The organism is Geobacillus thermocatenulatus, from assembly GCF_002217655.1.
GTDB lineage: Bacteria > Bacillota > Bacilli > Bacillales > Anoxybacillaceae > Geobacillus > Geobacillus thermocatenulatus.
This window is the reverse complement of record NZ_NEWK01000001.1, coordinates 1,294,653-1,319,967: the sequence shown is the minus strand read 5'-3', so window position 1 is coordinate 1,319,967 and position 25,315 is coordinate 1,294,653. Positions and strand designations below refer to the sequence as shown.

Genomic DNA, 25,315 nt, shown 5'->3' with positions numbered 1-25,315 from the left:
TGGACTCTTTTCCATTGTACTACATGTTTGGCCATTTTTTCGCTTCCGTTGTACAATGAACATATCATCATCGATCGCGAAAGGGGGCGTAAAAGATGAACAAACGCCGCATCGGCACATCAGACTTATACGTCAGCGAAATTGGACTCGGCTGCATGTCGCTCGGCACGGATGAAAACCATGCCATCTATCTCATCCATGAAGCATTGGAGCGCGGCATCAACTACTTGGATACAGCCGATTTATACGACCGCGGCTTAAACGAGGAATTTGTCGGCAAAGCGGTAAAAGGAAAACGCGGCCAAGTCATCATCGCGACAAAAGTCGGCAACCGTTGGCGGCCGGATGGCAGCGGCTGGGACTGGGATCCGTCAAAAGCCTATATCAAACAAGCGGTCAAAGAGAGCCTGCGCCGCCTGCAAACGGACTACATTGACTTATACCAGCTCCACGGCGGCACGATCGACGACCCGATCGATGAGACGATTGAAGCGTTCGAAGAGTTGAAGCAAGAAGGCGTCATCCGTTGGTACGGCATCTCCTCGATCCGCCCAAACGTCATTCGCGAATATGTGAAGCGCTCGAACATCGTCAGCGTCATGATGCAATACAGCTTGCTTGACCGCCGCCCGGAAGAATGGTTCCCGCTTCTTCGCGAACACAACATCAGCGTGATCGCCCGCGGTCCGGTCGCAAAAGGCTTGCTCACGAGCCGCCCACTTGAGCAGGCGGGCAGCGCGGTGAAACAACACGGCTACCTCGATTATTCATATGAAGAACTGCAGGCGCTCATCCCGAAGCTGAAGGAAAAAAGCGAAAAACGCCGCTCATTGACCGCCACCGCCTTGCAATTTTGCTTGTATGACCCGGTCGTTGCCGCCGTCATTCCGGGCGCAAGCCGTCTTCGGCAGCTCGAGGAAAACATCGCCGCCGCTTCCGCTCCGCCGCTTGGCCGCGACGAATACGAATGGCTGAAACAAATGACAAAACGCTCAGTGTATGAGGCGCACCGATAAGCGCAGGGCGCACGCTATCACGCTCAATCAGGGCGCCGATTGCCGGTGAAGCCGGTAACCGCAGGCCGTTGCTTGCCTCTATTCCCTGCCTATATGCGTCACTGAACTTGCCGGCGTCCATAGCGCTGACAAGAGGCAAAACGAAAAAACAAACCAAAAGAGCCCAACGGCTGTCAATGTCCGTTACGGGCTCTTTTTTCCAAATGGGCCGGTCATTTCACAAAAGCTGATCAATCCTCTTCCACATACTGATTCCTCGCTGCCCCTAAGCCGAACACCATCATGGCCGCACAAACGACCAACAACATGCCAAGCGGGCCGGTGAACTGTCCGGACGCATCATACAATACGCCGAATAGCGGCGGACCGGACGCCGCAAGCAAATAGCCGACCGATTGCGCCATGGCGGACAATTGAGCGGCGGCGAGCGGACGACGCGTCCGCAGCGTAAACAGCATCATCGCCAGCGAAAACGCCATGCCAGCGCCGATGCCGGCAAGAAGCGCCCCGGCCCACAGCCACCACCCTTGCCCGCCGAAAAAGGCAAGCGTCCCAGCCCCCATGCCAAGCACAGCTGAACCAATAAGCGCCTTTTGATTGTCCATCCGCTCCGCGAGCATCGGAGAGACGAACATCATCGGGAGCTGGGCGAACTGGAAGAAAAAGAGCAGCCATCCGGCCGCACCGGGCGCCAACCCCTTGCTTTGCCCAAGCTCCGGCAGCCAAGTGACGACGCAGTAAAAGAAAAACGATTGCAATCCCATAAACAGCGTCACTTGCCAGGCAAGCCATGACCGCCAAAGCGTTGAGCGGCGGCTTCCCGACGGCGCGCCGTTCGGTTCCCGGCCGCGCGCTTGCGCCAGCCAAACGAAAAGCGCCAACACCGCAAACAAAGCCCAAAAGCGAAACGCCCCTTGCCAGCCAAGCCCCCAGCCATCCGCAAGCGGAACGGCAATCCCGGAGGCGAACGCCGCGCTCATGTTCATCGTCACTGTATAAATGCCCATCATGAAGCCTACTCGTTCAGGAAACGATTCTTTCACCAGCGCCGGCATCAAGACGTTGTCCACTGCAATGGCCGCACCGATCAGCACCGTGCCGGCAAACAGCCAAGAACTGTCGGAAAGCGGCCGGAGAAGCTCGCCAACGAGCAACACGATCAACGAAAAAAAGAGCGTCCGCTTCATCCCGAACCGGCGGGCGAGAGTCGCGGCGGCCGGCGCCAAGAAGGCAAACGCCAAAAGCGGAATCGTCGTCAACGCCCCAGCGGCGGCGTAGGAAAGGCCAAGTTCCCGCTGCAAGTGGGAAACGAGCGGACCGACTGTCGTAAGCGGCGCGCGCAAATTGACGGCCAGCGCGACGACCGCCGCGGACGCCCATAACGGAATGGAAGAAGCGCGCTCCGTTGCCGCATTCCGTTTCATCCTCCATCCTCCTCTACTTAAACTTCCGCCAGTCAAGCTCGCTTTCCTCAAGCAGCTCGGCAAATGATTTCTGTTCCTCACGGCGGCGCGCTTCCTCGCGGCGCCGCTCCTCTTGCGCCGCCCGACGCCGCTGTTCTTCCTCGGCAAGTGCGCGCTTTTTCTCAAGCAGCTTCGCCTCCACCGCGGCGCCAAGCCGGTCGGCGATCGTCAAAGCCTCCGTCCCTTGCTCTTTTTTTCGCCCGATCTTCTTCATCATGTCCGCCCCCTTGCATAACAATCGTTCATTTGTCAAACGATACAACTACACGACAAAGAAAAGGAGAGATGATGGATGGCGAAAAACCGCGCCCAAAAAGGAAAACCGTCCGCCGATACGGTGAAGCCGGTGATCGCAAAAGAAGAATTGGAAAAAGCAATCCATCCGACTAAGTGGCAAAACAGTCCGCAATAACATTGGAAAGCGCCATTCGGCGCAAAACACGGCTTCTAACGATGGAAAGGGGCGCCCCCGACCGAAACGGGTTAGGGGCGGCCCCTTTACAACACCTCGGTGATGTGCGGCATATGCTCGCCAAGCCAAGCAATGGCCGCCTCCAGCGTCGGAAACTCTTTCGTTTCAAACGTCATTTCGTTTTGCAGCAGCCAGACGTTTTTCGCTTCATGATACGGGCCGGCGACCGACCAATGAAGCAAGCTGTACGGATCGTTTTCATGGGTGAACGACACCCATGTTTTTTGCTTCGCCGTCTTTGCGAGCTGCTCTAGCTTACCGTTCATGGCCAGATTTCACCTCGACAAGCGGCATATGACCATTCAACGTTTGCCCTGGGCTTTTGAGCTGAAAAACGGTCGTTCCGGGCTTGAGGTCAATCGTCATCGCTTCATCAAAAAAGATGAGCCGCGACCGTTCCACGAGCACCGGTGCGAAATTCGTCTCAACGGCCACATCATCGTCATCGGCCTTGTCGACAAGCCATAGCGCCGGCACGCCGTCGACCAAACAGCCGCAGCCGTCCGTGTCAAACGCCAGCTTTAACTGCCGCTCGGATTGCGCTACAATAGAGGCAAGCGCCCGTTTGGCTGCATCCGTAAACGTGATCGATACACTCATGCCTGACTCCTTTTTCCTTATTGATTTTCCTTTTCATTTTACCTGCCAACACGCGAAACTGTCAAAGCAAAGGAGGAACAAGCGATGGCAAACGTGCAAATCAAAGTGAATGACAATGGTTCGCTGCGCGTCACCGGCGATGTGGAACTGCTCGATGGAGAAGGAAAGCCGTTTGTGACGAAACAAACGTTTTCGCTCTGCCGCTGCGGGCTGTCAAACAACAAACCGTTTTGCGACGGCTCGCACAAAGGCCGCTTCCAATCCGTTGTCCGCGCTCCGTCACCGGAGCCCACTGAATAGCAACGGAGGTTAGGTCGATGGATGAACAATGGCTGCAAAAACAAGTGCGCAACTGTCTGCGGCATTACGGCTACGATGATGACATGATGCCGCTTGACGAAGACGACTGGCGCGAGCTTTGCACCCGCATTGCCGCCGCCAAAGAGAGGCAGCCAAACGCGGACATGTATGAACTTGTCCATGACGCAGTCTACCGGTTCATCGCCGGTTCTTGACCTGACTTGTGTCAAATGCCCCTAATGAGAAAGAAAAGCGGTGCTGCGATTGTGAAAGGGTGTCCCACAAGCTCGGGACACCCTCTCGCATTCCATAGACGCAAAACGATCAAACAACATGATCGTTTTCGACCAGCTTCTTTGACTTACTTTTGGAAAAACGCCCGTTTCGCCACCTTTTCCACCAAACCCGGCGCAAAGCGATACAGCCGGCTGCCGAGATCCATCCAGCGCGGCATGTTCACTTCGCGCGTCGGCGTCATCATCGCGGCAACAACGCGCTTCGCCACCGCCTCCGGGCGCAGCATCCAACGCGAGACATTGCGCACATACTCTCCCGATTCATCAGCGGTCGAAAAAAAGTTCGTCTCCACCGGCCCCGGATTGACGGCCGTGACGAAAATGCCAAAGCGCCCTGCCTCGAGGCGGAGGCTGTCGGTAAAGCCAACGACCGCGTGTTTCGTCGCTGAGTAGACGCTTGACTTCGGCGTCGCGATTTTGCCGGCTTGCGACGCAATGTTGATAATATGGCCGCTTCCTCTCTCTTTCATATGAGAATACACCGCCTTCGTACAGGCGATGAGGCCGAAGACGTTGACGGCAAACATCCTCTCCATTTCATCCAAGTCGATGTCCTCGACATAGCGAAAGACGCCAAACCCGGCGTTGTTGACCAACACATCGATCGCGCCAAGATCCGCAATGAGCTGGGAAACAACCGCCTCGATCATGCCGCGGTCGCTGACATCAAGCGATGCATACGGGGCGCGAATACCGGTTTCCGCTTCGATCCGCGCGCTGATTGCTTTCAGTCTTTCTTCGCTGCGCGCCAAGAGCACCGGCACCCCCCCTTGGCGCGCCGCTTCATAGGCGATTTGCTCGCCGATTCCTCCCGACGCTCCGGTGATGACGACATGGCGCCCCTTCAGCCGCACACCGACACCCCCACCGCTTCGTAAACGTATCGGCCAGCTTCCTGTTTTTTCGTCACATACCCGTTCGCCTCGAGATAATCAAGCTGGCCGATCGTCTCCGACATCGTCAGCATGAGCTGGCGTTCGTAAGCTGTTGGGAACAGCTTTTGACAAACGTCAAACACCGTATGCGGGCGTTCTTTCACCATTTCGAGCACCCGCTCGGCGCGCTGGCGCTGCTTATCGAGCCGCTCGCGAACGAGCGAGGGAATATCGGTCGCATCGTCGCCATGGCCGTTTAACGAGCGAGCGATGTCGTATTGCAGCATTTTTTGCAGCGATTCGTTGTACTGCAACAACGGTTTCGGCCGCTCCGTCTCCCCTTCCGCCGGCGGCTCCATCATTGGATTCGGGGAAATATGAACAAGCAAATGATCGCCGCCGATCAACACCCCATCCGCCTCGCGGTAAAGAGCAATATGACTTTGTGCATGCCCCGGCGTTTCGATGACCTGCCACCCTGGCAACCCCGGCGCCGCGTCCCCTTCCGTCACCATGATGTCAAGCCCGCGCCGGCTTGCGTAGCGAAGCGAGCCGCCTTCTTTGGACAGCTGACTGAACAAACGGCGGTCAACGCCGCATTCCGTAAAAAATTCCTGAAAAAATTGGACGTACCGTTCCATAAACGAACGTTCACGGCGCAAAAACGGATCGGCTTTCGGATGGCCGATGATCGGCGCATGCGGAAAATAATCAAGCAAGCCGACATGATCCGGATGATGATGAGTAATGACGATTTGTTCAATATCCTCTGGCGCATAACCGACCTCGCCAAGCTGCTTCACAAACAGCTGCCATGCCTCCTCTGTTTTCACTCCGGCATCGACCAGTGTCAACCGATCGCCGGCGATCACGTACATATGCACATCGCCGACCGGAAACGGCGTCGGCACCGTGATCCGATACACTCGTTCTTCGTTCATTGCGTTCCCTTCTTTCCCAAAGTTCATGAACCATCCCGTTCGAACCGTTTCATCATGCAAAATGAATAATGATTCATTATATTTTATTTTACAGTTTACACTGATTTCATCCATTTGTCATGCCTTTTTCTTCCGCACGACGAAATTGCAAAAAAATTCGCTCTCCTCTCTTGACAACCGTGCTCGTCCCGCGGCATAATGACAAATAAATCATGATACGGCAAAACAGGCGATGAACAGGGCCAGTAAACCGCAAACGGCACCAGAGAGCGAAGCCCGCGGCTGGAAGGCTTTGCGGCCCTCTTTGCGGTTGAACCTACCCTAGGAGCTGTTAGGCCAACCTAAACGCCTCCCCGGCGTTATCGGGGCAGAGTCGGGCCTGTTTGGCGCTTGGGCCAAATCGGGCCAAAAAAGGTGGTACCGCGGAAACGAAGGTTTTCCGTCCTTTTGCAGGACGGGAAACCTTTTTCTTTTGGATGGATACACCAAGGCAAGGAGGAGTGGAATGATGAACAACGAACGAACGATCGCGCTCATCGGCGCCGGCTCGATGGCGGAAGCGCTCATCGCCGGCATGACGAAAGCGTTTTGCCATCCGGCGCACATTGTCGTCGCCAACCGACAAAACCGCGCTCGGCTCGAGGAACTGGCGCGCCAATACGGTGTTTGCGCAGCGGGGTGCGCGCAAGAAGCCGTCAAACAAGCGGATATCGTCATTTTGGCGATGAAGCCGAAAGACATCGCCGAAGCCATGAACGCCATCTCACCATCCATCCGGTCCGATCATCTTATTCTTTCACTGTTGGCCGGCGTGACAACGGAAACGATCGAACGGCTCGCCGGGCGCAACATTCCTGTCGTGCGCGCCATGCCAAACACATCCGCCGCCGTCGGTTTGTCGGCGACCGCCATCGCTGGCGGCCGCTTCGCCGCGAAAGAACATCTTGAGATCGCCAAACAGCTGTTTGAAACGGTCGGCATCGTCGCTGTTGTGCCGGAGAAGGACTTGCATGCGGTCACCGGCCTGTCCGGAAGCGGTCCGGCGTATGTGTATTACTTGGTCGAAGCGATGGAAAAAGCGGCGGCGGATATCGGCCTTGAGCGAGATGTCGCCAAACGGCTCATTTTGCAGACGATCATCGGCGCAGCCGAGATGCTAAAAGCGTCCGACAAGCACCCATCCGTCCTGCGCCGTGAAGTCACGAGCCCAGGCGGCACGACCGAAGCCGGCATTGGCGTGCTTGAGCAATACCGGTTCCAAGAAGCGGTCATCGCCTGCATCCGCCGGGCGACGGCCCGCTCCGAAGAGCTCGGCAGCGCTCTTCTCGCTGCCATCGCCGAAGCGTAAAGAGCGGACCTCCGGAGCGCGCCGCTCCTTTTCCCGCCTAGCCCGAACACGGCGACAATCCGTTTTATTTTGCTTTTGATAAGCAGCGTGCTATCATTCAGTCATGAACCATTCATTGGCCTAGAAAGGAGCTGCTTGTCATGAACACGATGCTGTTTTCGCCGTATACAATCCGCGGGCTGACGCTGAAAAACCGAATTGTCATGTCGCCAATGTGCATGTATTCGTGCGACACGAAAGACGGCGCCGTACGCACGTGGCATAAAATCCACTACCCGGCTCGCGCTGTCGGCCAAGTCGGCTTGATTATCGTTGAAGCGACTGGCGTGACGCCGCAAGGCCGCATTTCTGAACGCGACTTAGGCATTTGGAGCGATGACCATATCGCCGGGCTTCGCGAACTCGTTGGGCTTGTGAAAGAGCATGGAGCGGCCATCGGCATCCAGCTTGCCCATGCGGGGAGAAAATCGCAAGTGCCGGGAGAGATCATCGCTCCGTCAGCCGTCCCGTTTGATGATTCGTCGCCGACGCCAAAAGAAATGACGAAAGCCGACATTGAAGAAACGGTGCAGGCGTTCCAAAACGGGGCGCGGCGGGCAAAAGAAGCCGGCTTTGACGTCATTGAAATCCATGCCGCCCACGGCTATCTCATTAACGAATTTTTATCGCCGCTATCGAATCGGCGCCAAGACGAATACGGCGGCTCTCCGGAAAACCGTTACCGTTTCTTGGGCGACGTGATCGACGCTGTCCGCGAGGTGTGGGACGGACCGCTTTTTGTCCGCATCTCAGCGTCCGACTACCATCCGGACGGGCTGACGGCCAAAGACTATGTCCCATACGCCAAGCGGATGAAAGAACAAGGGGTTGACCTTGTCGACGTCAGCTCCGGCGCCGTCGTGCCGGCGCGCATGAACGTCTATCCCGGCTACCAAGTGCCGTTTGCCGAACTGATCCGCCGTGAAGCGGACATCCCGACCGGCGCTGTCGGCCTCATTACGTCCGGCTGGCAAGCGGAAGAAATTTTGCAAAACGGCCGCGCCGATCTCGTCTTTTTGGGGCGCGAGCTGCTGCGCAACCCGTATTGGCCATACGCCGCGGCGAGAGAGCTGGGCGCAAAAATCTCGGCGCCCGTCCAATATGAGCGCGGCTGGCGGTTTTAACCGCGCGGGATCGAAAATGAGGCGAAATCAACGGCTAGCTCGGTGTTCGGAAACACGCTGCGCGCCTCGGCGACGAGCTGCAGCGCCGCCGCACCTTGGTAGCGAGAGCTGATATGGGTCAAAATGAGCCGCTTCGCCCCGGCCCGCCTCGCCACCTCGGCTGCGTCTGTGGTCGTGGAATGGAAATAGTCATGGGCCAGCCGCTGTTCCGCCGCGGCAAACGTCGCCTCGTGGACGACGACATCGGCATCGCGGGCGAGTTCAATCGCCGCTTCGCAAAAACGGGTGTCGCCGAGCACCGCGACGATTCTCCCCTTTTGCGGCGGCCCGACAAATTCGCGCCCGTCGATGACCGTGCCGTCATCCAGCACGACCGTTTTTCCTTGCTTAATTTCTTGATAAATCGGGCCGGGGCGGACGCCGAGCGCTTGCAATCGCTCAACCAAGAGCGGGCCGGGCAAATCTTTTTCCACGACGCGGAAGCCGTATGACGGCATGCCGTGGTCGAGCCGTTTGGCGATGACTTGAAACCGTTCATCATCAAAAATGACTCCTTCTTCGATCTCGGCGATGTTCAATTCATACCGCAGCCGCGTCCCGCTGACGGACAGCGCCGTCTCCACAAACGCGCGAATGCCTTTCGGGCCGAAGACCGTAAGCGGCGTTTCGCCGCTTTGAAACGAACGGCTGCCAAGCAGCCCAGGCAGGCCGAATAGATGATCGCCATGCAAATGGGTGATGAAAATATGCTCGATGCGGCGTGGGCGAATGGCGGTATGCAAAATTTGATGCTGCGTCGCTTCTCCGCAGTCAAACAGCCATGTCGCCCCGCGCTCGTCAAGCAGCTGCAAGGCGACGGACGATACGTTGCGCTCTTTGGCCGGCACGCCGGCGCCCGTGCCTAAAAACAACAGTTCCAACGCGCTTCACTCCTTTTTCTCGCTCAATATGGCCTGTTGTTAGCGTACCAATGTCAAAACCGCTTTTCAACTTTCTTTTGCGCTCAAAAACGCCGGGTTGGCGCCCGGCTCTTTCATGAACATAAAATGCTTTGCCGCCGGAACGCAACAAAGTGTTTGCGTTCCGACCGGCAAACCTCTACAATGGTTTCATTGAAGAGAAAAAATTGGCTAAAGCGAGGTACATACGGTGGACAACATGAACCCGAAATCGATCATCGTCATTTTCGGAGCAACGGGAGATTTGGCGAAACGGAAACTGTTTCCTTCCCTTTACCGCCTGTATGAAAAAGGGCACCTAAACGACCAGTTCGCCGTCGTCGGCGTCGCGCGCCGTCCGCTGTCGGCCGATGAGTTCCGGAACTATGTGCGCGACTCGGTCGAAACGGCGTTTCAGCAGAAGCTCACCGACGGCCGATTCACCTCCCATTTCTACTATCATCCGTTCGACGTGACGGAAGCCGAGTCGTACCAGCGCTTAAAGTCGCTCCTCGAACAGCTCGACGGCATATACGCGGCCGAAGGCAACCGCATCTTTTATTTGGCGATGGCGCCGGAATTTTTCGGCACCGTCACGTCCCGCTTGCAGTCAGAAGGATTGACGGAAACGCGCGGCTTTAAGCGGCTCGTCATCGAAAAGCCGTTCGGGCACGACTTGGCGAGCGCCGAGAAGCTGAATGGCGAGATTCGCCGCGTCTTTTCCGAGCGGGAAATTTACCGGATCGACCATTACCTCGGCAAAGAAATGGTGCAAAACATCGAGGTCATCCGCTTTTCAAACGCCATTTTCGAGCCGCTTTGGAACAACCGGTTCATCGCCAACATTCAAATCACATCAAGCGAAACGCTCGGCGTCGAAGACCGTGGCCGCTACTACGACCATTCCGGGGCGCTGCGCGACATGGTGCAAAACCATATGCTGCAAATGGTCGCCCTGTTGGCGATGGAGCCGCCGATCAAACTAACAACTGATGACATCCGCCATGAAAAAGTGAAAGTGTTGCGCGCCTTGCGCCCGATTGCGCACGATGAAGTCGACCGCTATTTCGTGCGCGGCCAATACGGGCGCGGAGCCATCCACGGCAAACACGTGCCGGCGTACCGTGAGGAGCCAAACGTCGATCCAGACTCGAACACGGAAACGTTCGTCGCTGGGAAACTTTTGATCGACAACTTCCGTTGGGCCGGCGTGCCGTTTTACATCCGCACCGGCAAACGGATGGCGGAAAAATCGACGAAAATCGTCGTCCAATTTAAAGATGTACCGATGAACTTGTATTACCGGACGAATGAGACGATCGCCCCGAACTTGCTCGTCATCCACATCCAGCCAGACGAAGGGATCACCCTTCATTTAAACGGCAAAAAAACCGGGGAATCGACGACCATAACAGCTCCATTTCAACTCGACTATTGCAACAACTGCATCGACGGGATCAACACGCCGGAAGCGTATGAAAAACTGCTGTACGACTGCATGCGGGGCGATGCGACGAACTTCACCCATTGGGACGAGGTGGCAGCGTCATGGCAGTTTGTCGACCCGATTTCTGAAGTGTGGGCGAACACAAAAGCTTCCGACTTTCCGAACTACGCGGCTGGCTCCATGGGCCCGGCGGCCGCGGACGAGCTGCTCAAACAAGACGGCTTCCACTGGTGGCCGATCGAGCATCCGCGGCCATAACCGCGAATCGTTTGCGCCCGCCGCCCTTTTGGACAAGCGAGCGTTATCTCTCATGCAAAGGAGCGAATGAACGATGAAGGTGTATGACGTCACGGCCCCGATTTACGAGGGCATGCCCGTATATAAAAACAAACCGGAAAAACAACCGAAGCGCACCACCGTCACCAACGGCTATGTGACCGAATCGCGCATTGACATGGACGTGCACACCGGCACGCACATTGACGCCCCCCTCCATATGGTCGAAGGCGGGGCGACGTTTGAAACGATTCCATTGGACGACCTCGTCGGCCCGTGCAAGCTGTTCGATTTAACCGATGTCAACGACCGGATCACGAAAGACGACATCGCGCATCTTGACATTCAAGAAGGGGACTTCGTTCTGTTTAAAACGAAAAACTCCTTTGATGATGCATTTAACTTTGAGTTTATTTTCGTCGCCGAAGACGCGGCCCGGTATCTAGCCGACAAACAAATCCGCGGCGTCGGCATCGACGCCCTTGGCATTGAGCGAGCGCAAGAAGGCCATCCGACCCATAAAACGCTCTTTTCGGCCGGCGTCATCATCATCGAAGGGCTGCGGCTGAAAGACGTCCCCGAAGGCCGCTATTTCATGGTCGCCGCTCCGCTCAAACTCGTCGGCACCGACGCCGCACCGGCGCGCGTCTTGCTGTTGGACCGCGAGCCGTAAAAACAGCCGATCCCCCGATGGGACCGGCTGTTTGATCTTTTCAAACCGAGAAGCCCCCTCTTCCACGTATGAGCGTAGGCAAGAGAGTGTTCAACGTCCATTCTCATCCTTGTTGTTGTCCCCCTACATAATTTCTTACTACACCAAAAATAATATGATTTTCAATGATTGATTAAACACACAAATAAGACATATAATAAAGATAAGTATAAAAAGTGTTTAGGAAGGAGCGAAACACGCCAATGGAAAAAATGAATGTTTCGGATCAACCATCGCCGATCGTCATGAAAGCGACAAGCAAGCTGTCGAGCCGCGGCCAAGTGGTGATTCCCGTTGAAATCCGAAAAACATTAGGCCTCACCGAAGGAGACGATCTGACGTTTATGGTCAACCAAGATGGAGAAATAAAAGTGGAAGTCACGAAGAAATATCGCTTGTCACAATTAATCGGCATTCTCAAAACCAATCAGCCGTTCCGCCCTGTTGAGGAAATCCGAGATGAAGCATATCGGACGATGGGAGCAGAGGAATTGAAAGACGGGGAGGAAAAATAGGTGGCTCGCAAGCTGTGGATTGACACAAATGTCGTGATTCGAATCATGACCGGCCATCCTCAAGAGCTTGCGGAAGAAGTTGGAGACATGTTGCAGAAAGTAGAAGCAGGAGAATTGATTTTGCGCCTTAATCCGCTCGTCGTCGCAGAATGTTGCTGGGTGCTGGCCTCCGTCTATCAAGCATCGCCGTCCGACATTTCCGCCGCCTTATTAAAGTTTACCAACGGGATCGGGATCGAAACAGAGGAAAAAGATGTTGTGCAACAGGCGCTTCGAGATTATGGCGAGAAAAAGGTGGACTTCATCGACGCATATATCGCCGCTCATGCAAAAGCGAATCCCCCAGAAGATGTCGTGACTTGGGACAAACATTTTAAACGATTGAATATTCGCCATGGCCGCCCTAAAGACTGGTAAAATGGCGGGGGCTTCCCCGCCTCTGTTTACAGCTCTTCCCCGTTCGTGCGAATGACGCGCTGGAACCAGTAGAAGCTTTTTTTCTTATAGCGCTTCAAATCGCGCAAGTTCTCGTCGTCGCGGTTGACGAAAATGACGCCGTAGCGCTTGCGCATCTCCCCTTGCGAGCTTAACAAGTCGGTTGCCCCCCACATTAAATAACCGATCACCTCGACTCCTTCTTCCATCGCCCTCTTCATTTGTTCGATATGGCGGCGCAAATAGTCGATCCGCTCATCATCTTCGACCGTGCCGTCCTCATTCAGCTCCTCTTCAAGCCCGATGCCGTTTTCGGTGATGAAAATGGGCATCTGATAGCGGGCGTACACGTCTTTTAAGGCAATCCGCAAGCCGATCGGATCGATCGCCCAGCCCCATTTCGTCTTTGGCAAATAGGGATTCGGTTCAAGCCCTTTGATGATCCGCTCATCCTGTTCCTGATGGCGGACGATTTGGCTTTGATAGTAGCTGAACGACAAAAAGTCGACCGTTTGCTCCCGGAGCAGCTGTTCATCCCCTTCTTCCAACGGCAAAAGGATTCCTTTTTTATCCAGATGATTCGTCACATAACACGGATAGGCGCCGCGGGCGAACACATCAAAGAAGAAATCAAGGAACAGCTCTTTCGCCTGCACGTTGGCCAAAGCGTCTTCCGGCCGGCATGTCGCCGGATACGTCGTCAAATACGTCACCATCCCGCCGATCTTCGCCTCGGGAGCGATTTCGCGCAGCGCCTTCACCGCTTTCGCGTGGGCGATAAACACATGATGACAGACGCGGTAGGCAAACGCTTCTGGGTCTTCGGTCTCTGGACAGATCGCCCCCCATAAATGCGGCTGTTCGAGCACTAAGTTTTGCTCATTGAACGTCAGCCAATAGTTCACTTTCCCGCGGTAACGCTCAAATATGGTGCGCGCGTACCGCTCAAACAAGTCGACGACTTTCCTTGATGCGAAGCCGTTGTATTTTCTCGCCAAGGCCAGCGGCAAGTCGAAATGGTACAGCGTAATGACCGGCTCAATGCCGTTCGCTCTCAATTCATCAAACACGGCGTCATAAAACGCCAAGCCCGCTTCATTCGGCTCCCCTTCCCCATCCGGAAAAATGCGCGTCCAAGCGATGCTCGTCCGGTAGGCGGTAAAGCCGAGCTCCTTGAACAACGCAATGTCTTCTTTGTAGCGATGGTAAAAATCGACCGCCACTTTCCAGTCGGAATGCCCTTTTGGAATCGGGCGCGCATCCACGATCGACAGCCCTTTGCCGCCTTCGTTCCACGCCCCTTCCGTCTGAAACGACGTCACCGCCCCGCCCCATAAAAAGTTGTCGGGGATGATCGATTTACGCTGTTGTGACATGGAAAGACCCTCCTATCTGTGAACAGACGTGTTTCAGTGATTGAACGCCTTGGAAAATTCACCCTTGGGCATCATCCTCATTATGACATATTTGCTTCTTTATAAAACTAGACGGGCGGAGGTACGAGCCCGTCTAGACATTGTGAAAACTGTTTCATGCGCTTTGGAGAGCACCAACGCTCCCAGCAATGGCAATTTTATTGAGACAGTTTTTGCTTAATCAAATAATGGTTCGTAGCCACTTTTCGATACGTGAAGATCATTCCATCATCTCCAGCCGTTGCGAGCAACGCTTCAGATGACAAATCGGCGATTTTCGTTCCTGTTGCCCGGTTATAAATGGCGCGGCTGGTGATGATATATTGACGGCTCGCCGCCCGCAGCGGCTCCGGAAATTCAGCGGCCACCAATGCGCTGGGCTGGGCTGGATTGATGCGCGCCTTTCCGTAAAAAATCTCCCCGCCGTTCATAAAAAAGGCATCATCCCCTCCAGGGAAGGACAATAGTGGCGAAACATGCCAATCGGAAAGCCGCACCGCATACAGATCATGATCCGATGTTCCTTCCTGTCCGACATACAATACATTTTGTTTTTCGTCATACCCAATCAACGGATTGATGAATACCTTTGGGATTCGCCATTGTTTTTTCGTCTTCATATCATAAACGGCAATCGATCCCGTCAACGTGCGGCTATTGTCCGTGAAGAAAATTTTCCCGTCCCCGATCGCCAATGAACGGGGAGCAGCGATCAGCGGCACCGTTCCAAGAAACCGCATTGTTTTGGCGTCGTAAATCGCCATTTTCGTCGCTCCCGATAGCGCAACATACACCTTGCCGCCATCAATTTTTACATCCGTCGGCTGCGGTCCGGGATGAATTTCTTTCACCATTTTCATGTCGCTGGCGCGAATGACAAACAGTTTGCTGTCTTCGGCGGACAACACATACAACCATCCGGTCGACGAATCATAAGACAAATGGGAAATGGGGACATTGGTGAAAGCATAATGGGACGATCGAACATAATAGCTCTCATCGGCCGGCAATGGATATTTATAAATTCGATTTTCCCCTTCTTTGATCAAATACAAATTGTACTTTGCATCCATCAACGCATAGTTCGTCGGGAATGGAAGCATGTTTATCTTAGCAGAGGTGTAACGGTCATACACCGCCTTATTTGTCACCACGTAGACCCCTTGAACATCTAAAACGGGGCCGTTATAACAGTCGTGCACCATGTTGATATTTCCGGCATCAATGCGCCTTCCCGCAAAAAACACATCGCTTCCGTCAACGATGAGCGGATGGGTGGGCGCGCTGCCTCTCGGCCCTTGATACGAAACTCGCTTCACCACCTTCAAATCGGACAGGCGCAATACCGCTAAATCAGGAATGGAAACATTGCGGCCGATGAAGGCCAGACCTCGCTTCTCATCGAAAAACAACGTATTTTCCTCTGAAAAAACGGAAAAAAAGTTAGGATCAGCAATCAGCCGGCTTGTTTGGCGTTTCGCCGCCAAATCCCACATGTACATCTCATACGTTGTCTTCCCGCGCCCGTACTGCTTTCCGAAAGTTACGATTTTGTTGCCTAATAGGCCAAACGGCAATCCGTTATACGGAGCTCGTTGAATCAGCCGTTTCGTTTTGACGTCAAAAACGTCTATCGATGTTTCAGACGGCACATACAGCTTCCCGCCCCGCAAAAGAAGAGTGACCGACCGCTGGGTATATTTCCGCCATAAAGCGCTGTATGCCCGCAGAGAAACGGGTTCCTGCTCTTTGATGGACAATGTGCTCGCTTCAATAAATAATAACATCCCCTTTTCCGTGAGCGCATAAATATACCCATTTTGATCATCCATGACCCAATCGAGCACGCGCCCAGGAAGCTGTTGCGTACGCGGTCCGGCCGCTTCCGCTTTAGCGGAAGGAAACACATGGAAAAAACAGATAAACAAGAAGAGACAAAATAAAAAACCTTTCCTAAATGTTGTTCCCATTCCAATCCCCCGTCAAACGATGATTTCTAATTCCTTATACATTCCTTGCGCATAGCATAGCTCAAACAATCGAGCACCGACATTTGACCATTCCTTATCCATCCTCAATATCCATGATAGCCCACCGTTGATCATCACTTCAAGCTCTTTTTGCCATACGCACCCTGTTCGGCCGCATGGTCCCGCTTCATTACCTTGGGATGAAAAAAGACTATTACGTCAACTATCATTTCACGTACGGCATGCCGACCGTCATCGTCGACCAAACAATGTTTGACCATTTGCAAAAAGAAACCGATCCACAAAAGAAAAAGGTGCACATCGGCATTCACCTGACCGATGAAACCAATATCGAACGGGCTGATCAGTTGTTTCAACGCATGGAGTTTTCCTCCATCGCCGATTCGCTCCTTATGATGAGCCGCCACCAAAAGCAGACGTTCGGATTGATCATGTTTGTCGTCACCTTTTTAGGACTCGCCTTTTTGGTCACATCCGGCTGCATCCTTTACTTCAAGCAAATGGGCGCCGGCGAAGAAGAGCGGCCGAACTACACGATTTTGCGCAAACTGGGATTCACCGAAAAAGACTTGCTTGGGGGCATTCGGCGGAAACAGCTGTTCTACTTTGGCATTCCGTTGCTGCTGGGATTGTCTCACAGCTATTTCGCCGTCCGTTCCGGCTGGTTCTTTTTCGGCACCGAACTGTGGACGCCGATGTTGACCGTGATGGCGATGTACACGGCCTGCTATTCGCTGTTTGGGGTGTTGTCCGTTCGTTATGACAAACAGCTGATTCGCAAGGCGCTGTGAACAAGAGGCTGACGCCAAAATATGGGCTGTTGGCGTCAGCCCCCTTATTGCTGCTCACACTTGGCACCCTGACAGGGGGAAGGAATGAACCGAAAAAAGTTCTCCACAAAGTCTTGACTGACTCTACGGGAAAAGAGCCGTTGCAAATTTGCTCACCTACAGTTTTCATTACCATTATAGTCGGCGATGCCATTGATCGACGCACGTAATCAAATGCCCAGCATGAACGGAAAGGTCTGCGAGGCGATGATATCGGGCAACTTACCGGTTGGAGAGAATTTTCATCAAGCACAAAAAAACCCTTAGAACCGCCTTCGGCTCTAAGGGTTTTTCACTTATTTCAACCATTCCGTATGGAAAATGCCTTCTTTGTCAACGCGTTCGTACGTGTGGGCGCCGAAGTAGTCGCGCTGTGCCTGGATTAAGTTGGCCGGCAGCACCGCAGTGCGGTAGCTGTCGTAATAGGCGAGGGCGCTGGCGAACCCTGGCACCGGAATGCCTCGCATCGCCGCGGTGGCGACGATTTCGCGGAGCGCGTCTTGATAGCTTTCGACGATGTTTTTGAAGTACGGATCCAAGAGCAAGTTCGGAAGCGCCGGATCGCGGTCGTACGCCTCTTTAATTTTTTGCAAAAATTGCGCGCGGATGATGCAGCCGCCGCGGAAGATCATGGCGATGTCGCCATAGCGCAAGTTCCAGTTGTATTCCTCAGAAGCCGCCTTCATTTGCGCAAATCCTTGGGCGTACGAGCAAATTTTGCTCATATAAAGCGCGCGGCGCACCGCTTCGATGAAGTGGCCGCGGTCGCCTTCAAACGGCTTCACCGCTGGGCCTGCCAGCACTTTGCTTGCTTTCACGCGCTCGTCTTTCATGGCCGAGAGGAAACGGGCGAACACCGATTCCGTGATGATCGGCAGCGGCACGCCCAAATCGAGGGCGTTTTGGCTCGTCCATTTGCCCGTCCCTTTTTGCCCGGCTTTGTCCAAAATGACGTCGACAAGCGGCTTGCCTGTTTCTTCATCGATTTTCGTGAAAATGTCGGCGGTGATCTCGATTAAGTAGCTGTTCAGCTCGCCTTTGTTCCAGTCGGCGAACACTTCGTGCAGCTCTGCAGCATCCATGCCGAGCACATGTTTGAGCAGGAAGTACGCTTCAGCGATCAGCTGCATGTCGCCGTATTCAATGCCGTTGTGCACCATTTTGACGTAATGCCCGGCGCCGTCCGGACCGATGTACGTCGTGCACGGTTGGCCGTCGACTTTGGCAGCGATGGCTTCAAAAATCGGGCGCACGAGTTCATGCGCTTCTTTTTGGCCGCCCGGCATGATCGACGGGCCTTTCAGCGCCCCTTCCTCGCCGCCCGAGACGCCCGTGCCGATAAAGTGGATGCCGAGTTTCGCGAGTTCTTCGTTGCGGCGCTGCGTATCTTTAAAATACGTATTGCCGCCGTCAATTACAATATCGCCTTTTTCCAAATGCGGCTTCAGCTGTTCGATCGTCGCGTCCGTCGGCGCGCCCGCTTTCACCATCAGCAAAATTTTCCGCGGTTTTTCCAGAGCGTTGACGAATTCTTCGATGCTGTATGTACCGACAATGTTTTTGCCTTTCGCTTCTTGCAAAAACTCATCCGTTTTTTCGCGCGAACGGTTGTAGACCGCCACCGAATAGCCTTTGCTTTCAATGTTGAGCGCCAAGTTTTTCCCCATGACCGCCAGTCCGATGACGCCGATTTGCTGTTTCGCCATTGTCCAACGTCCCTTTCCGTTTTGGTTTGTTCATCAAACAACATACCATACGTCTGCGTTTGCCTGCAAGTTTTTCTAAACCGATTTAGGAACGGGGCTGCACGACGAGCTTTGCTTGACATGTTCATATGGAAAGGGGCGTATAACGCCCCTCATGCTTAGTAGCCTCCATAGTGCGGGAAGCCGTACGGTGAAAACGGATAGTGGCCATCATGCATCCCGTATGGAAAGTGGTGATAGCCGCCGTAGCCTCCGTGCCAATAAGGATAGTAGCCATACGGATAGTGGCCGTAGCCGCCATAGTAAGGCGGGTAAAAGCCGCCCATATACGGACCGAACGGTCGAACCATGGAATGCGCCTCCTCTCATATGTTGAAGTTCATTTCCATGGTTAGGATATGCGCGGAAGAAAAAACGGTATAGGCAAACACCTATACCGCCTCTCCTTCTTGGATCGCCTGGGCCGCGGCTTGGGCGGCGGCCACTTGCTCGCGAATTGCGTCCGCTTCGTCCAAATGGGCAAACAAGACGCGCGGGTCCAGCACCGTCAGCAGCCGCTCCGGCATCGACGCGATCCCGACGACATATGGTGTGCGCTCCGCGGATACGAGCTGCAGCGGCTTGATGGCTTCCGGTTCAATATCCACAATTTCCTTTGCTTCGTCAACGATAAACGCGACTGACAACCCGTCGACCGCGGCGACGACAAGACGCGTCTGGTCCGTTTCTTCGATCGTCCGCCCGTATAGGAGCTTTCGCATATCGAGCACCGGCACGAGCTCGCCGCGGATGCGCGCGACGCCCGCCATACAGTCCGGCATATGCGGCACGGCCGTCGGCGCCGTCATTTTTTCAATCGAGACAACATACGCGATCGAGACGGCGTACTGTTCCCGCTCGACGCGAAACACCACGTATTTGTCCATCCCCGCCACCTCTTTCATGATGCATTCTGCTTTTTTTATCGGCTGATTCCGACCGAATGTTTACCGAATGGTTCAAGAAAAAAGAGCATCCGGACTTGGGATGCTCATTCGGCATTGGCGACTTCCTCGACAATGGCGACGACCATCTCCGTCAGCTTCACCAGCTCCTCAATTGGCATCCGTTCATTCGTCGTATGGATTTCTTCGTAGCCGACTGCGAGGTTGACCGTCGGAATGCCGAAGCCGGCGATGATGTTGGCATCGCTGCCCCCGCCGCTTCGCTCGAGCTTGCACGGCCGGCCGATTTTCGCCGCCGCCCGCTTGGCGATCTCGACGACGTGGTCGCCGTCGCTGAACTTGAAGCCCGGGTACATCACTTCGACCTCGACATCGGCGCGGCCGCCCATTTCCGCGGCCGCCGTTTCAAACGCTTCTTTCATTTTCGCCACTTGCGCTTCCATTTTTTCTGGGACGAGCGAGCGGGCTTCGGCTAAAATATCGACGCGGTCGCAGACGATGTTCGTTTGCGTGCCGCCTTCGAAGCGGCCGATGTTCGCCGTCGTTTCCTCATCGATGCGGCCGAGCGGCATTTTCGCGATCGCTTTCGCCGCAATCGTAATGGCGGACACTCCTTTTTCCGGAGCCACGCCGGCATGGGCGGTTTTGCCGTGCACAACGACTTTCAGCTTCGCCTGCGTCGGCGCGGCGACGACGATGTTGCCGACTTTGCCGTCGCTGTCCAAGGCATAGCCGTATTTCGCTTGGATCAGCGACGGATCGAGCGCCTTCGCCCCGACAAGCCCCGACTCTTCTCCGACGGTGATGATAAACTGGATCACGCCGTGTGGGATGTTTTGCTCTTTCAACACGCGAATCGCTTCCAACATCGCCGCCAAGCCCGCTTTATCGTCCGCGCCTAAAATCGTCGTCCCGTCGGTGACGACATAGCCGTCTTGAATCGATGGCTTCACCCCTTTGCCCGGCACGACCGTATCCATATGCGACGTGAAGTAAATCGGGTCGACCCCGTCTTTCGTCGCCGCGAGCGTGCAAATCAAGTTGCCGGCGCCGTGCCCGGTTTTTGCAGCGGCATCGTCTTCGATCACCTCGAGGCCGAGCGCTTCAAACTTTTGCTTCAGCACCTTCGCAATGTCGCCTTCATGCTTCGTTTCCGAATCGATTTGCACAAGTTCCAAAAATTCGTCGACAAGACGCTGTTCATTGACCATAACTTTCTTCCTCCTGCTTATGTATTCCACCTTAAGTATACCGAAATGTTCCGCCAAGAGCCAAACCGGACGCCGGAACGATCCGCACGCCTAAGACGCATACGGACGCGCTCGAAATGCACCGGCGCGGACTGCCGGATCAAATGTCGTGTCCGTATATAAGCGAAAAAATCCGATGAGCGATTGGAAAGCGCGGCATCGGAAAGAGCCTGACATACGTGAATCCCCGTGCGAAAATGAAGAGCCGAGCAACAAAAAAGGGGCCCCTCGGCCCCCGTTCGTTTACAGCGGAATATTGCCATGCTTTTTCTTCGGCCGCTCCTCGTGCTTATGGCGAAGCATCTCGAGCGCCTGAATGAGCTTGATTCTCGTGTCGCGCGGGTCGATGACGTCATCGATCATGCCATATTTCGCGGCGACGTACGGATTGGCGAATTTCTCGCGGTATTCGGCAATTTTTTGCGCCCTCGTTTCTTCCGGATTCGGGCTTTTTTCAATTTCGCTCGCGAAAATAATGTTCGCCGCTCCTTGCGGCCCCATGACCGCCACTTCGGCGTTCGGCCACGCATAGACGACATCGGCGCCGATCGATTTGCTGTTTAAGGCGACGTAGGCGCCGCCGTACGCTTTCCGCAAAATGACCGTAATTTTCGGCACGGTCGCTTCTGAGTAGGCGTACAAAATTTTCGCCCCATGGCGGATGATGCCGCCGTGCTCCTGCTTGACGCCCGGGAAAAAGCCGGTGACGTCCTCAAACGTAATGATCGGGATGTTGAACGAATCGCAAAAGCGGATAAACCGCGCCGCCTTATCGGACGAGTCGATGTCCAGCCCGCCGGCCATAAACTTCGGCTGGTTGCACACAAGCCCGACCACTTCGCCTTTAATGCGGGCAAAGCCGATCACGATGTTTTTCGCGAAATCTTTTTGCACCTCAAAAAACGACCCGTCATCGACGACTTGGGCGATGACGTGGCGCACATCGTACGGGCGGACAGCGTCAATCGGCACGACATCGGCCAAATCGGGGCGGTAGTCGTCCCCGTCCGGAATCGGGCCGAACGGCGGCTTTTCGTTGTTGTTGGACGGCAAATAGCCCAAGAGCCGCCGCACTTCGGCGAGCGCCTCCTCTTCATTCGCTGCCGCAAAGTGGGCGTTGCCGCTGATCGTGTTGTGCACGCGGGCGCCGCCTAAATCTTCGGCGCTGATTTTCTCCCCGGTCACCGCTTCAATCACTTTCGGACCGGTGATGAACATTTGGCTCGTTTTTTCGACCATGAACACAAAATCCGTGATGGCTGGCGAATAGACGGCCCCGCCGGCGCACGGCCCCATAATGACGGAAATTTGCGGGATGACGCCCGAATAAATGGCGTTGCGGTAAAAAATGTGTCCGTACCCGTCAAGCGACAAGACCCCTTCTTGAATGCGGGCGCCGCCCGAATCGTTCAAACCGATGACCGGCGCCCCGGTTTTCGCCGCCAAATCCATGATGTTCGCAATTTTTTTCGCGTGCATTTCCCCAAGCGCCCCGCCGAAGACGGTGAAATCTTGCGAAAACACAAACACGGTGCGGCCGTTGATCTTCCCGTAGCCGGTCACCACCCCATCGCCCGGCCCCTTCTTTTCGCCAAGTCCAAAATCGGTGCAGCGGTGCTCGATGAACGGATTGAGCTCGACAAACGTCCCTTCGTCCAAAAGCAAATCAATCCGCTCGCGCGCCGTCAGCTTCCCTTTCGCGTGCTGCTGTTCAATTTTCTCATCGCCGCCGCCCAGTTCAATCTCACGTCGGCGGTCATATAATTCATTGATTTTGTCGTACATGTCGCTCATTTGTGTCCCTCCGTTTTCGTCCGTTCACAAAGCTCATACAACACGCCGCCGGTCGATTTCGGGTGCATGAACGCGACCCATGCCCCGCCGGCGCCGCGTTTCGGCGCATCTTGAATCATGCGGATGCCGTGCTCCTTCAGCTCGCGGATGCGCTCGGTGATGTCTTCCACCCCAAGCGCCACATGATGAATCCCTTCGCCGCGCTTCTCGATAAATGTCGCCACCGCGCTCTCTGGCGACAGCGGCTCAAGAAGTTCAATTTTCGCCTCTCCCGCCTGCAAAAACGCCACTTTCACCTGTTCCGACTCGACTTCCTCGATGCCGAGAAACGGCAGGCCGAGCACATCGGTATAAAACAGAAGCGCTTTCTCGATCGAACGGACGGCAATGCCGATATGGTCGACTTTTTTCACTTCCATCATCTGCATCCCCTTTGCCGCAAAATGATGAGGCCAACATTTTATCATTCGCCGTTTCGACAAAAAATCCTGCTTTTTTGTTTTTCTTTGTCCGTGCCACGGTCGAGCCTTGGATCGGTTCGCTTCGCATCGGGCATTTTTCCTTGTCCGCCCTGCGGTTTGCCGTTACAATAAACGTAGAACAGCGGACGGAAGGAGGACGGACCGTTGTCGCGGAAAACGCAAAAATTCATCGTGTATGTAATGCTTATTTGCATGCTGCTGACGACGCTCCTCGCCGGCATCAGCATGTGGTTTTAAACCTGCCCAAAAAACGCAAGCTCCGTTTCCGAGCTTGCGTTTTTCATCGGACAGCGCCGTGCCGTTTGGCGATGGCGTAAAACGATTCATGGCTGCGAAGAATGAGCACACGGGCGCCGAGCGGCACCCGTTCATACAAATGCTCGACATCGCGGTTGTGCATGCGCACGCAGCCTTGCGACACATACCGGCCGATCGACGCCGGGTTGTTCGTGCCGTGAATGCCGTAGATGCGCCCGTCCGTCCCGCGCGCGTTAAAGCCGATCCACCTTGCGCCGAGCGGATTGTTCGGCGCCCCGCCCGGAATGTCCTTTTTCCGATAGTACGGGTGTTTCGCCTTCACCGTCACCGTAAACTTCCCTTCCGGCGTCAAATCGGCATTGACCCCGGTCGCCACCGGATAAACGGCTTCGATGCGGCCGTCGCGGACGAGCGCGAGCTTATTGATCGCTTTGTTCACAATGACAAGCGGCTTTGCCTCCGCCGCTGTTGGGAAAGGCGCTCCCAACACGGCGGTGAGCACGAAACAAATGGCCAACCATACCCGCATATCCGTCCATCCTTTGCTTGAATGTTTGGCTATAGTGTGCGCCAAAACAGATGGACATATGCCCTGCATCATGCCTTCAGCCGCTGCGGTTTTCGTTCGTTTCCGGGGTGGAATTCGCTTTTGATGATTAAATATCGCTCCAATTCGCGCACTAAATGAAACAACGCCGCCCGCTCTTCAAACTGCTCGCGCGTCTTTGGCAGCGGCATCGCTTTAAACTGTTCGCGCATCTCGGCAAGGCGCCGCAAAAAGCGGTCCGCCGTATTCCCTGGATGAATGGCGTCGCTTAATTCGTCGATAAAATCCGCAATCATCATCCGCTGCTCGACCGTGTAGACGAGCGATGTCACAAGCGGAAGCATATGCTCAATGATTTCCAACTGCCGCTCGCGCATGCGGAAGTAGCGGACATATTCATCCTCATTCCGCCATAATTGATTGTCGGCGTGGCGCATGGCGAGCTTTTTCGCTTTGTCGAGCGTCTCCGCCGCAAGCGGCAGCTCTTTGCCGTCCCAATCGAGTTCATTCGTGCGCAAGTAGCGGACGATTTCTTTTAAAATGATGCGGAACAAATCTTCAACCGTGCGTTGATGCTCCTTCAACTGCCGTTCCACGCTCGGCATGTACATGTTCATCAGCAGCGCCACCCCAATGCCAACCGCCACCAGCAAGATCTCATTGGCGACCAATCCCCACGTGATGTCCTTGGCCGCATACAAATGCAAAATAATGACCGAGCTTGTCGCAATGCCTTCATTGATTTTCAAGCGAACCGTCACAGGAATGAACAACAAAAGCAACAGCCCAATCGTCCACGGATGATAGCCGAAGATGGCAAAAAACAACGCCGCAAACCCGATCGCAACGACGCACGCCGCAAAACGGGCCCGCGCTGTTTCCAACGACCGCTTTTTCGTCACTTGGACGCATAAAATGACGATAATGCCAGCGGAAGCGAAATTATGCAGGCCGATCAGCTGAGCGATCGCAATCGCCAGCGCCGCCCCCACCGCCGTTTTCAACGTCCGATAGCCGATTTTCATCGCGAGTCTCCTTTGCCAATGGTTGCCGACTTCATTGTACCGATGACGGCGCTTTCGATGCAAGGAAAAACGGACAATCCTGTCCTCACACACCGACCAAAAGCCGCTCGGCCCCAACATACGGAAGGACAAAAAAGACGGCTGTCCGTTCATATAGGACAGACCGTCGTAGACACCAACAGAGGCGCAGTTCATGAGCAGGCTTTCTCATAGATCGTTTTCCCATCGCGTTCAATTTCGAGCCTGATCTCTTCGTTCAGCGCATCGAAAAAAGCA

The 25,315-nt window shown here is 54.7% G+C and carries 28 protein-coding genes; 11 read left to right on the top strand and 17 right to left on the bottom strand.

The genetic code is table 11. From position 1 onward, the window contains the following. Positions 1–95: 95 nt before the first annotated feature. Positions 96–1,016, top strand: coding sequence for an aldo/keto reductase (locus tag B9L19_RS06685; protein WP_047752856.1), 921 nt, complete (start codon positions 96–98; stop codon positions 1,014–1,016). A 230-nt stretch (positions 1,017–1,246) separates the two neighbouring features. Here the strand turns inward: B9L19_RS06685 and B9L19_RS06680 are convergent, their stop codons facing one another. The 4 genes from B9L19_RS06680 to B9L19_RS06665 all read right to left on the bottom strand — a co-directional run bounded on the left by B9L19_RS06680 (position 1,247) and on the right by B9L19_RS06665 (position 3,551). Continuing rightward, positions 1,247–2,440 (bottom strand): CynX/NimT family MFS transporter, encoded by a 1,194-nt coding sequence (locus tag B9L19_RS06680; RefSeq protein WP_047752855.1) that lies wholly within the window; start codon positions 2,438–2,440, stop codon positions 1,247–1,249. Between the two features lie 13 nt (positions 2,441–2,453). Next, complete coding sequence (locus B9L19_RS06675) at positions 2,454–2,696, bottom strand: YqkE family protein (protein ID WP_025948577.1); 243 nt, start codon at positions 2,694–2,696, stop codon at positions 2,454–2,456. Between the two features lie 281 nt (positions 2,697–2,977). Next, positions 2,978–3,217: a YqkC family protein gene (locus tag B9L19_RS06670; protein ID WP_047752854.1), complete on the bottom strand. Its 240-nt coding sequence runs from the start codon at positions 3,215–3,217 to the stop codon at positions 2,978–2,980. Beyond that, on the bottom strand, positions 3,207–3,551 hold the full coding sequence (locus B9L19_RS06665) for an iron-sulfur cluster biosynthesis family protein (protein WP_047752853.1): 345 nt from the start codon (positions 3,549–3,551) through the stop codon (positions 3,207–3,209). Before B9L19_RS06665 ends, B9L19_RS06670 begins: the two co-directional genes overlap by 11 nt. Positions 3,552–3,635: 84 nt before the next feature. Between B9L19_RS06665 and B9L19_RS06660 the strand changes: the two genes are divergently transcribed. Then, positions 3,636–3,851 carry a CDGSH iron-sulfur domain-containing protein gene (locus B9L19_RS06660; protein ID WP_025948580.1) on the top strand — a complete coding sequence of 72 codons (216 nt, stop codon included), beginning with the start codon at positions 3,636–3,638 and terminating at the stop codon, positions 3,849–3,851. A 17-nt stretch (positions 3,852–3,868) separates the two neighbouring features. Continuing rightward, complete coding sequence (locus B9L19_RS06655) at positions 3,869–4,066, top strand: YqzH family protein (protein ID WP_025948581.1); 198 nt, start codon at positions 3,869–3,871, stop codon at positions 4,064–4,066. Positions 4,067–4,212: 146 nt separating this feature from the next. Here B9L19_RS06655 and B9L19_RS06650 read toward each other — a convergent pair whose 3' ends face one another. Together B9L19_RS06650 and B9L19_RS06645 are read right to left on the bottom strand one after the other, a co-directional pair. Continuing rightward, on the bottom strand, positions 4,213–5,001 hold the full coding sequence (locus B9L19_RS06650; protein ID WP_025948582.1) for an SDR family NAD(P)-dependent oxidoreductase: 789 nt from the start codon (positions 4,999–5,001) through the stop codon (positions 4,213–4,215). Next, positions 4,992–5,963 carry an MBL fold metallo-hydrolase gene (locus B9L19_RS06645; protein WP_025948583.1) on the bottom strand — a complete coding sequence of 324 codons (972 nt, stop codon included), beginning with the start codon at positions 5,961–5,963 and terminating at the stop codon, positions 4,992–4,994. Before B9L19_RS06645 ends, B9L19_RS06650 begins: the two co-directional genes overlap by 10 nt. Positions 5,964–6,471: 508 nt before the next feature. On the opposite strand from B9L19_RS06645, the gene proI reads away from it, so the two are divergent. Both proI and namA read left to right on the top strand, forming a co-directional pair. Beyond that, the gene (gene proI, locus B9L19_RS06640; protein WP_047752851.1) at positions 6,472–7,311 is read left to right on the top strand and encodes a pyrroline-5-carboxylate reductase ProI; all 840 of its coding nucleotides are present in this window, start codon (positions 6,472–6,474) and stop codon (positions 7,309–7,311) included. Positions 7,312–7,451: 140 nt separating this feature from the next. Further along, entirely contained in the window at positions 7,452–8,474 is a 1,023-nt protein-coding gene (gene namA / locus B9L19_RS06635) for an NADPH dehydrogenase NamA (protein WP_047752849.1), read from the top strand. On the opposite strand, the gene rnz is transcribed toward namA, so the two are convergent. Then, entirely contained in the window at positions 8,471–9,394 is a 924-nt protein-coding gene (gene rnz / locus B9L19_RS06630; RefSeq protein WP_025948586.1) for a ribonuclease Z, read from the bottom strand. The genes namA and rnz overlap by 4 nt on opposite strands. 229 nt (positions 9,395–9,623) lie before the next feature. Between rnz and zwf the strand changes: the two genes are divergently transcribed. The 4 genes from zwf (at position 9,624) to B9L19_RS06610 (ending at position 12,779) form a co-directional block, all read left to right on the top strand. Continuing rightward, a complete protein-coding gene (gene zwf, locus B9L19_RS06625) occupies positions 9,624–11,117 on the top strand; it encodes a glucose-6-phosphate dehydrogenase (RefSeq protein WP_025948587.1) in 1,494 nt (497 codons plus the stop codon). A 73-nt stretch (positions 11,118–11,190) separates the two neighbouring features. After that, entirely contained in the window at positions 11,191–11,808 is a 618-nt protein-coding gene (locus B9L19_RS06620; RefSeq protein ID WP_025948588.1) for a cyclase family protein, read from the top strand. Positions 11,809–12,050: 242 nt separating this feature from the next. After that, the gene (locus B9L19_RS06615) at positions 12,051–12,362 is read left to right on the top strand and encodes an AbrB/MazE/SpoVT family DNA-binding domain-containing protein (RefSeq protein ID WP_025948589.1); all 312 of its coding nucleotides are present in this window, start codon (positions 12,051–12,053) and stop codon (positions 12,360–12,362) included. Then, positions 12,363–12,779, top strand: a complete 417-nt coding sequence (locus B9L19_RS06610; RefSeq protein WP_025948590.1) for a type II toxin-antitoxin system VapC family toxin — start codon at positions 12,363–12,365, stop codon at positions 12,777–12,779. A gap of 26 nt (positions 12,780–12,805) precedes the next feature. Here the strand turns inward: B9L19_RS06610 and B9L19_RS06605 are convergent, their stop codons facing one another. Beyond that, positions 12,806–14,173 (bottom strand): glycoside hydrolase family 1 protein, encoded by a 1,368-nt coding sequence (locus B9L19_RS06605; protein WP_047752847.1) that lies wholly within the window; start codon positions 14,171–14,173, stop codon positions 12,806–12,808. A 197-nt stretch (positions 14,174–14,370) separates the two neighbouring features. After that, positions 14,371–16,182, bottom strand: a complete 1,812-nt coding sequence (locus B9L19_RS06600) for a YncE family protein (protein WP_047752846.1) — start codon at positions 16,180–16,182, stop codon at positions 14,371–14,373. Between the two features lie 176 nt (positions 16,183–16,358). On the opposite strand from B9L19_RS06600, the gene B9L19_RS06595 reads away from it, so the two are divergent. After that, positions 16,359–16,994, top strand: a complete 636-nt coding sequence (locus B9L19_RS06595) for an FtsX-like permease family protein (protein ID WP_241771965.1) — start codon at positions 16,359–16,361, stop codon at positions 16,992–16,994. 335 nt (positions 16,995–17,329) lie between these two features. Here B9L19_RS06595 and gndA read toward each other — a convergent pair whose 3' ends face one another. The 6 genes from gndA to mce form a co-directional block, all read right to left on the bottom strand. After that, positions 17,330–18,739: an NADP-dependent phosphogluconate dehydrogenase gene (gene gndA / locus B9L19_RS06590; protein ID WP_047752845.1), complete on the bottom strand. Its 1,410-nt coding sequence runs from the start codon at positions 18,737–18,739 to the stop codon at positions 17,330–17,332. 158 nt (positions 18,740–18,897) lie between these two features. Next, entirely contained in the window at positions 18,898–19,089 is a 192-nt protein-coding gene (locus tag B9L19_RS06585; RefSeq protein WP_013144812.1) for a hypothetical protein, read from the bottom strand. A gap of 81 nt (positions 19,090–19,170) precedes the next feature. After that, on the bottom strand, positions 19,171–19,665 hold the full coding sequence (locus B9L19_RS06580) for a chemotaxis protein CheW (RefSeq protein ID WP_025948595.1): 495 nt from the start codon (positions 19,663–19,665) through the stop codon (positions 19,171–19,173). A gap of 104 nt (positions 19,666–19,769) precedes the next feature. Continuing rightward, the gene (locus B9L19_RS06575; RefSeq protein ID WP_089113878.1) at positions 19,770–20,894 is read right to left on the bottom strand and encodes a tripeptidase T; all 1,125 of its coding nucleotides are present in this window, start codon (positions 20,892–20,894) and stop codon (positions 19,770–19,772) included. A gap of 282 nt (positions 20,895–21,176) precedes the next feature. Further along, entirely contained in the window at positions 21,177–22,727 is a 1,551-nt protein-coding gene (locus B9L19_RS06570) for an acyl-CoA carboxylase subunit beta (protein ID WP_025948597.1), read from the bottom strand. Continuing rightward, a complete protein-coding gene (mce, locus tag B9L19_RS06565; protein ID WP_047753580.1) occupies positions 22,724–23,146 on the bottom strand; it encodes a methylmalonyl-CoA epimerase in 423 nt (140 codons plus the stop codon). Before mce ends, B9L19_RS06570 begins: the two co-directional genes overlap by 4 nt. 207 nt (positions 23,147–23,353) lie before the next feature. Here mce and prli42 point away from each other — a divergent pair, with 207 nt between their 5' ends. Further along, the gene (prli42, locus tag B9L19_RS18975; RefSeq protein WP_020755294.1) at positions 23,354–23,446 is read left to right on the top strand and encodes a stressosome-associated protein Prli42; all 93 of its coding nucleotides are present in this window, start codon (positions 23,354–23,356) and stop codon (positions 23,444–23,446) included. 43 nt (positions 23,447–23,489) lie between these two features. Here the strand turns inward: prli42 and B9L19_RS06560 are convergent, their stop codons facing one another. Together B9L19_RS06560 and B9L19_RS06555 are read right to left on the bottom strand one after the other, a co-directional pair. Beyond that, positions 23,490–23,996: a L,D-transpeptidase gene (locus B9L19_RS06560; protein ID WP_047753579.1), complete on the bottom strand. Its 507-nt coding sequence runs from the start codon at positions 23,994–23,996 to the stop codon at positions 23,490–23,492. 68 nt (positions 23,997–24,064) lie between these two features. Further along, the gene (locus tag B9L19_RS06555) at positions 24,065–25,039 is read right to left on the bottom strand and encodes an aromatic acid exporter family protein (protein WP_047753578.1); all 975 of its coding nucleotides are present in this window, start codon (positions 25,037–25,039) and stop codon (positions 24,065–24,067) included. Positions 25,040–25,315: the final 276 nt, after the last annotated feature.